Raw genomic sequence first — 8,295 nt, 5'->3', positions numbered from 1 at the left:
TGGAGATGGTGATGCCGGGGGACAATGTGAGCCTGGCGATCGAATTGATCACGCCGGTGGCGTTGGAAAAGGGGCTGCGGTTCGCCATTCGTGAAGGCGGACGTACGGTCGGCGCCGGTACGGTTGCGGAGATTATTGCCTGAGGGCCGCAGGAAGATCAGCCACAAAAGGCACAAAATAAAAAGCTATGCGTGACATCATTACCATGCAGTGTACGGACTGCAAAGAACGAAACTACTCAACCAACAAGAACAAGAAGAAGACCACGGAACGCCTGGAAATGAAGAAATTTTGTCCTCGCTGCAGGCATCACACCGTGCATAAAGAGACGAAGTAACTTCAAATCTGGTACAATCATTGGATGGTCTTTTAACAAAATGCAGGCCAGTAGCTCCAACTGGTAGAGCGCCGGTCTCCAAAACCGGATGCTGGGGGTTCGAATCCCTCCTGGCCTGCCAGCTATTTTCAAAATGAACGCGGCAGAAACAATTAAAAGCTGGACAGAGACGGCAAAACAATTCTACGCCGAGACGCGTAGCGAAATGAAGAAGGTTTCCTGGCCGAATCGCCAGGAAGTGATCAGCACGACGATCGTTGTCATGGTTGCGGTTGCCATTTTCGGCGTGTTCTTCTTCGTTGTCGATACGATCCTGGGGCAGGCATTGAACTGGGTCCTGAGACATTATGGCGTCACGACCGGAGGCTAGTCCAGTGTCGAAGCTTTGGTACATCATTCACACCTACTCGGGATTCGAGCGCAAGGTTGCGGAAAGCCTGCGGAGCCGCGTTAAGGCGTTCAATCTGGACAACGAAATTCACAATGTCCTGATTCCGACCGAGGAAGTCGTCGAGGTCCGCGGCGGGAAGCGCGTCGTTTCGCAAAAGATGTTTTATCCCGGCTACGTTCTGGTGGAGATGGAAACCACGGAAAAGGGCGGCCCGAGCGATGAGGCATGGCATCTGGTCAAAAACACGCCCCGCGTGACCGGTTTTGTGGGATCCGGCCAGACGCCGACACCGCTCAGCGACGAGGAAGTTCAGCAGATCGTCTATCGCGTCTCGACGGCCGCGGATAAGCCGAAGCCGAAGTTGACGTTCGAAAAAGGCGAGACCGTCAAAATCATCGACGGTCCGTTCGCGAGCTTCACCGGCGTTGTCGATGATGTGAATACAGACAGGAACACGTTGAAGGTCATGGTCACGATCTTCGGCCGGTCGACTCCGGTGGAGCTCGACTTCCTTCAAGTGGAGAAAACGTAATGGCAAAGAAGGTCATCGGACAGGTGAAACTGCAGATTCCCGCCGGCAAGGCGACGCCGGCTCCGCCGGTCGGTCCGGCTCTCGGCCAGCACGGCGTGAACATCATGGATTTCTGCAAAGCGTTCAACGCGAAAACGTCGGCGAAAGACCAGGAAGGTTTGATCATTCCGGTCGTCGTGACGATCTACTCAGATCGCTCCTACAGTTTTATTACGAAGACGCCCCCGGCTTCGATCCTGCTCAAGCGGGCTGCGAATATTGCGAAAGGATCGGGGGAACCTAACAAGAGCAAAGTAGGTACCGTTACGAAGAAGCAGGTCGAAGACATCGCGCGCCTCAAAATGCCGGACCTGAATGCGGCAAGCCTGGATGCCGCCATTCAGACGGTGAGGGGAACTGCGCGAAGCATGGGTATTGAGGTCGTTTAACTTATGGCAAAAGCAGGGAAGAAATACGAAGCGGCGAAGAAAGAGATCGAGGAGCGGCCCTACAGTGTCGAGGATGCGATGGGCGTCCTCAAGAAAGTCCATTACGCGAAGTTCAATGAGACCGTTGAAGTGCACATGCGTCTTGGTGTCGATCCAAAGCATGCCGATCAGATGGTGCGCGGTACCGTCGTGCTTCCTCATGGTCTGGGTAAATCCAAGAAGGTCTGCGTCATTGCATCCGGCGACAAGATTAAAGAGGCCGAACAGGCGGGCGCCGAGATTGTCGGCGGCGACGATATCGTCGAAAAGATCGCGGGCGGCTGGGTCGATTTTGACGCCTGCATCGCCACGCCCGACATGATGCGCGGTGTGGGCCGGCTCGGTAAGGTTCTTGGTCCGCGCGGGCTGATGCCGAATCCCAAAATCGGCACGGTAACCACGGACGTCGCGAAAGCCATCAAAGAAGTCAAGGCCGGTAAGGTGGAGTTTCGTGTCGACAAGACCGGTATCATCCACGCGCCGGTCGGCAAAATCGAATTCACCAAAGATCAACTGAGTGAAAACGCTCAGATGTTGATCGATTCGGTGATCAAGGCGCGTCCCGCGGCTCTGAAGGGGAAATACGTTAAACGCATCACGATCGCGTCCACAATGAGCCCGGGCGTGGATCTGGATCTGGTCGCGCTGGACGCAAAGTAGGCAGGGGAATCCATGAAATCCAAAGGCAACAAAAAGGAAGAACTAGAGGCTCTCAAGAAGGACCTGCAGCAGGCGAAAAATCTGTTTGTCGCGCAGTTTCAGGGCATGACCGTGTTGCAGGACACCGAGTTGCGCCAGAAGATCCGCGAGACCAAAAGCAGCTATCGCGTCGTCAAGAATACTCTGGCAAAAAAGGCGGCCGAAGGAACGGCGGCCGAAGGCGTATCCAGGTCTTTTGATGGATCGACTGCAATCGCGTACAACGCCGGAGACCCTGTCTCCCTGGCAAAGGCGCTCTCGGCTTATGCAAAGACCAATCCGCTGTTTGTCTTCAAGGCCGGAATGGTCGAAGGCCGTGTCATCAACCTCGGCGACATCGCCAGCATCGCTGCGCTGCCTTCAAAAGAGGAACTCATCGCAAAAGTGCTTTTTTTAATCAACTCACCGGCGCAGCGCCTCGCGGTAGCGCTGAACGGTGTTGCTCGTAATCTGGCTGTCGTTATGAAGCAGGCGGTCGAGCAGAATAAGTTTCACGAATAATTCCTGTTATTAGGAGATAGAAATGTCGAAGGTTCAAAACATCATCGAAGAAATCAAGGGATTGTCGCTGCTCGAAGCGTCTGAGCTGGTCAAAGGTATCGAGGAAGCGTTCGGCGTCAGCGCGGCTGCGGCCGCGGTTGCCGCCGCGCCTGCGGCCGGCGGTGGCGGCGCTGCGGCGGCGCCTGCCGAAGAAAAGACCGAATTCAGTGTTGTTCTCACTGCGGTTGGCGGCAATAAGATCGGCGTAATCAAAGTTGTCCGTGAAATCACCAGTCTTGGATTGAAGGAAGCCAAGGATCTGGTCGAAGCCGCACCCAAGGCCGTTAAAGAGGGCGTAAACAAAGACGAAGCTGAATCTATCAAGAAGAAATTTACGGAAGCCGGCGCGACTGTCGAAATCAAGTAGAGGCAAATTCGGGGACAGACACCGAATTCTTGAATTGCAGAATTCGGTGTCTGTCCCCGAATTTGCCTCTCGGAAATCACGTGCTGACCTGAAGGGCGTAGTCCGCCCGCGGGTCGGCCCATTTGCATTTAGGTAATTTCTTTAGGAGCAATTAACGAAATGGCGGAAACCAAAACCACCTCACGAGAGAGGACGAATTTCTCCAAGATCCGGACGGCCATCCAGATCCCGAATCTCATCGAGGTACAGAAAAACTCCTACGAACGGTTCCTCCAGATGAACATGCTTCCCGAGGAACGCGAAGACACCGGGTTGCAGGCCGTGTTCAACTCCGTCTTCCCGATCTCAGATTTCCGCGGCGTCTCGACGCTCGAGTTCATCAGTTACTCGATCGGCAACTGGGAGTGCAAGTGCGGAAATCTGAAAGGTCTGCACCACCTGCGCAGCACCTGCAAATCCTGCGGCGCGACCATCGCCACGAATCCGTTCCAATCCGAACCGACGGTCATGTGCCCCAAGTGCGGCACGACGAATAAGAACCAGGTCACCTTCTGCAACAAGTGCGGTGACCCGGTTCAGCTCAACCTCAAATACGACGTCGCCGAATGCCAGGAACGAGGCATGACCTATGCCGCGCCGCTGAAGGTCATCATTCGTCTGACCATTTTCGACAAGGATCCGGATACCGGAGCAAAGACAATTCGGGACATCAAGGAGCAGGAAGTTTACTTTGGTGAAATTCCCCTGATGACCGAGAACGGCACGTTCATCATCAACGGCACCGAACGCGTCATCGTCAGCCAGTTGCACCGCAGCCCGGGCGTCTTTTTCGAATCCACTCCGAGCAAAAGTTATTTCCTCGGCAAGATCATTCCTTACCGCGGGTCGTGGGTCGAGTTCGAGTACGAGACCGCGAAAAACATCCTTTACGTCCGTATCGATCGCAAGCGCAAGTTCCTTGCGACCATCTTTCTTCGCGCGCTCGGATTGAAGAGCGATGAGGAAATCATCCGGGCGTTCTACAAAACCGACCGTCTGACGATTGAAGGCAAGAAGATTTTCTGGAATGTATCCGACAACATCGAAGGCCTGAAAGTCTCGAAGGACATCACTAATCCGAAGACAAAAGAAGTTCTGGTTCACGCCGGCAAGAAAATCACGAAGTCGGTGCTGGGCCACATCAAGCAGGCAAAGGTTGAACGCTTTGAAGTCAACCCGGAAGACCTGGAAAACGCTTTTGCCGTCGGCGATATCGTGGATACGAGCACCGGCGAAGTCATTGTCGAAACCAACAATGAGCTGACGCAAAACTCCATCCGGCAGATCATCGATGCGGGTGTCCCGGAGCTTCCGGTGTTTTTCCCGGAACGCGACGACATTGGAGTTGTCCTCAGCTTGACGCTCCGCAAGGACACCATCAAAACGACACAGGAAGCGTTGATCGAAATTTACCGCAAGCTGCGTCCCGGTGATCCGCCGACGCTCGAAACCGCGACCGCCCTTTTCGAAGGCATGTTCTTCGATTCACGGAAGTACGACTTTTCGAAAGTCGGCCGCCTGAAGTTCAACATCAAGCTGGACCTGACAACTCCTCTCGAGAAACGCATTCTGGAGCCGGCGGATTTCTACGCTGTCATTACCTATCTTTTGAAGCTGCGCAAGAATATCGGCCAGGTCGACGACATCGATCATCTCGGCAACCGTCGTGTCCGCGCAGTGGGTGAACTGCTCGAGAACCAGTTCCGCATCGGTCTTGTGCGCATGGAACGCGCGATCAAGGAAAAGATGTCGGTGTACCAGGAAATGGTCACGGCCATGCCGCATGATCTGATCAATGCCAAGCCGGTCATCGCCGCAGTGCGCGAGTTTTTCGGGTCGTCCCAGTTATCCCAGTTCATGGACCAGACCAACCCACTCTCCGAAATCACCCACAAGCGGCGTTTGTCCGCTCTTGGCCCGGGCGGTCTCTCCCGCGAGCGCGCCGGATTCGAAGTGCGCGACGTCCATCCGACGCACTATGGACGCATCTGCCCGATCGAAACGCCGGAAGGTCCGAACATCGGATTGATCTCGTCGCTGAGCTGCTATGCCCGCATCAACGAATACGGCTTTATCGAAAGTCCGTACCGGAAAGTGAAGAACGGCCGCGTTGTCGATTACGTCACCATCGTCAGCTCCGGAGATTCGAAGTTCAAAGTCACGGAGCACGTCGAACGCGAGGGTGTCGAGGAGGAAAACGAAGATCTGAAGTCGCGCAAGAAGAAGCGCGCGGACTTCATACCGTATTCCTTCTATCTGTCGGCGTGGGAGGAGGACAAATACCTCATCGCCCAGGCCAATGAAGAAATGGACAAGAACGGCAAGCTGACGCACGAACTGGTGAATGTCCGCCAGGCCGGCAACTTCGTGTTGAAACATCGCAACGAAGTGGATTATGTCGACGTTTCACCGAAACAGCTGGTGTCGGTCGCCGCATCTTTGATCCCGTTCCTCGAAAACGACGACGCCAACCGCGCCCTGATGGGATCGAACATGCAACGCCAGGCTGTTCCGTTGCTTCGTACGGCGGCTCCGCTCGTCGGCACCGGCATGGAAGAAATTACCGCCCGGGATTCGGGCGCGGTGATCATCTGCCGCCGCACCGGCACCGTGGACTCCATCGATTCTGAACGGATTATCGTGCGCGTGGAGTCGGCCGAAGATGGACACTTTTCGCGGGAAGTCGGCGCCGACATCTACACGCTGACCAAATTCAAGCGATCGAACCAGAACACCTGCATCAACCAGAAACCGATCGTCCGCAAGGGTGATCGCGTCATGAAAGGGCAGGTGCTCGCAGACGGGCCGTGCACTGAAAAAGGCGAACTCGCTCTCGGGCGCAATGTCCTGGTCGCGTTCATGCCGTGGCGCGGCTACAACTTTGAAGACGCGATCCTGGTCTCCGAACGTCTGGTGAAGGATGACTATTACACCTCGATCCACATCGAAGAGTTCGAGATTGAGGCGCGCGATACCAAACTCGGTCCGGAAGAAATCACGCGCGATATTCCGAACGTCAGCGAGTCTTTCCTGAAGGATCTCGACGAGGCCGGCATCATACGGATCGGCGCCTACGTCAAGCCGGGCGATGTGCTGGTCGGAAAGGTCACTCCCAAAGGCGAGACGCAGCTGACGCCCGAAGAAAAACTCCTTCGCGCCATCTTCGGCGAAAAAGCCGGCGATGTCCGCGATGCTTCGCTGATCTGTCCGCCGGGAATCGAAGGCATCGTCGTCGACGTCAAGATCTTCTCCCGCAAGGGCGCCGAAAAAGACGAACGCGCCAAGCTGATCGAGAACATGGAGATCTCACGTCTGGAAAAGAACCTGCGTGACGAGATCCGCATTCTTACGGATGAGCGCAACAAGAGACTGGTTGCGCTCCTGGAAGGCAAAGCCGTTTCGAACGAGCTGGTCCACGAACGCACAGGCCGCAAGATCGTCGCAAAGGGAACCGAGATGACGAGCGAAGTCATTGAGAACCTCTCATTGCGCGAACTGCTGAAACTGAAGTTCAAAGATGGCGCTACTCCGCACGACCAGATCCAGGAAATCGAAGAAATGACGACGCGCCAGATCGACGTTCTGCGCAAGATCCACGAGGAGCGGATTTCGAAGCTGCGGCGCGGCGACGAATTGCCTCCGGGCGTGATCAAGCTGGTCAAGGTCTACGTCGCCATGAAGCGCAAGTTGTCGGTCGGTGACAAGATGGCGGGCCGCCATGGCAACAAAGGCGTCATTGCCAGGATTCTTCCTGAAGAAGACATGCCGTACCTGCCCGATGGAACACCGGTCGAAATTGTTTTGAATCCTCTCGGAGTGCCTTCACGAATGAATGTCGGTCAGATTCTCGAGACGCACCTCGGCTGGGCGGCCCATGCGCTCGGCATGTGGTTCGCAACGCCGGTATTCGACGGCGCCACCGAAGCCGAAATCAAGAACATGCTCGAAAAGGCGAACCTGCCGAAAGCCGGCAAGACTCGTCTTTACGATGGCATGACGGGTATCCCATTCGAACAGGAAGTGACCGTCGGTTACATCTACATGTTGAAGCTGTCGCACCTCGTGGACGACAAGATCCACGCACGATCCATCGGGCCTTACTCGCTCATTACGCAGCAGCCTCTCGGAGGCAAGGCGCAGTTCGGTGGGCAGCGATTCGGAGAGATGGAGGTGTGGGCGCTCGAGGCGTACGGCGCCGCGCACATCCTGCAGGAACTGCTGACAGCCAAGTCCGACGACGTGTACGGACGAACCAAGATTTATGAGGCGATCGTGAAGGGTGAAGCTGCGATGGAGCCGGGCGTTCCGGAGTCCTTCAACGTCTTGATCCGTGAGCTGCAGAGCCTCTGCCTTGATGTCGAACTTATGAAGCGGAAACCGACTGTGTAGAGATTCTGACGCGGGCTGGAGCCGCGGCTACATCGAGCGGCGCATGTTCCGCCAGGCATGTAGTTGCGGGCTTCAGCCCGCGTTCAGGGTCCTCCAGTCAGGAGGTAATTAAATTGATTAGATCGAATCCTTACGACCGGGCGGCGTCCATCGCCGATTTTGACAGCATCCGGATCAGTCTGGCTTCTCCAGAAAAGATTCGCTCGTGGTCTCATGGCGAAGTAACCAAGCCGGAAACCATCAACTACCGGACATTCAAGCCGGAAAAAGACGGGTTGTTCTGCGCCCGCATCTTTGGTCCTGTGACGGACTGGGAATGCCTCTGCGGAAAATACAAGCGCATGAAACACCGCGGAGTCATCTGCGACAAGTGCGGTGTCGAAGTAACGCTTTCAAAAGTCCGGCGCGAACGCCTCGGTCACATCGAGCTGGCCAGCCCGTGCTCGCACGTCTGGTTCTTCAAGGGATTGCCCAGCCGCATCGGCCACCTCCTCGACATGTCGCTTCGTGAGCTCGAGCGCGTCCTCTATTTCG

The 8,295-nt window shown here is 55.7% G+C and carries 10 protein-coding genes and 1 tRNA gene; all 11 read left to right on the top strand.

Annotated elements, in window-relative coordinates; all coding sequences use genetic code 11:
- A partial coding sequence (gene tuf / locus VGK48_19140; protein HEY2383296.1) for an elongation factor Tu occupies positions 1-143 on the top strand: 143 nt, incomplete at its 5' end.
- Between the two features lie 44 nt (positions 144-187).
- A complete protein-coding gene (rpmG, locus tag VGK48_19135) occupies positions 188-337 on the top strand; it encodes a 50S ribosomal protein L33 (GenBank protein HEY2383295.1) in 150 nt (49 codons plus the stop codon).
- Between the two features lie 44 nt (positions 338-381).
- Positions 382-458: transfer RNA gene (locus VGK48_19130), tRNA-Trp, on the top strand.
- Positions 426-707, top strand: a complete 282-nt coding sequence (gene secE, locus VGK48_19125) for a preprotein translocase subunit SecE (GenBank protein ID HEY2383294.1) — start codon at positions 426-428, stop codon at positions 705-707. Before VGK48_19130 ends, secE begins: the two co-directional genes overlap by 33 nt.
- Before the next feature lie 4 nt (positions 708-711).
- Positions 712-1,260, top strand: a complete 549-nt coding sequence (nusG, locus tag VGK48_19120) for a transcription termination/antitermination protein NusG (protein HEY2383293.1) — start codon at positions 712-714, stop codon at positions 1,258-1,260.
- Positions 1,260-1,688, top strand: a complete 429-nt coding sequence (gene rplK / locus VGK48_19115; GenBank protein ID HEY2383292.1) for a 50S ribosomal protein L11 — start codon at positions 1,260-1,262, stop codon at positions 1,686-1,688. Before nusG ends, rplK begins: the two co-directional genes overlap by 1 nt.
- A 3-nt stretch (positions 1,689-1,691) precedes the next feature.
- Positions 1,692-2,387: a 50S ribosomal protein L1 gene (gene rplA, locus VGK48_19110; GenBank protein ID HEY2383291.1), complete on the top strand. Its 696-nt coding sequence runs from the start codon at positions 1,692-1,694 to the stop codon at positions 2,385-2,387.
- Between the two features lie 12 nt (positions 2,388-2,399).
- Positions 2,400-2,927: a 50S ribosomal protein L10 gene (gene rplJ / locus VGK48_19105; GenBank protein HEY2383290.1), complete on the top strand. Its 528-nt coding sequence runs from the start codon at positions 2,400-2,402 to the stop codon at positions 2,925-2,927.
- Between the two features lie 22 nt (positions 2,928-2,949).
- Positions 2,950-3,333, top strand: a complete 384-nt coding sequence (rplL, locus tag VGK48_19100; protein ID HEY2383289.1) for a 50S ribosomal protein L7/L12 — start codon at positions 2,950-2,952, stop codon at positions 3,331-3,333.
- A gap of 159 nt (positions 3,334-3,492) precedes the next feature.
- On the top strand, positions 3,493-7,761 hold the full coding sequence (gene rpoB, locus VGK48_19095) for a DNA-directed RNA polymerase subunit beta (protein ID HEY2383288.1): 4,269 nt from the start codon (positions 3,493-3,495) through the stop codon (positions 7,759-7,761).
- 113 nt (positions 7,762-7,874) lie between these two features.
- On the top strand, positions 7,875-8,295 hold a 421-nt coding region (locus tag VGK48_19090; protein HEY2383287.1), incomplete at its 3' end, for a DNA-directed RNA polymerase subunit beta'.

The organism is Terriglobia bacterium, assembly GCA_036496425.1.
Lineage (GTDB): Bacteria > Acidobacteriota > Terriglobia > 20CM-2-55-15 > 20CM-2-55-15 > 20CM-2-55-15.
This window is presented reverse-complemented; position numbering and strand designations above follow the sequence as displayed.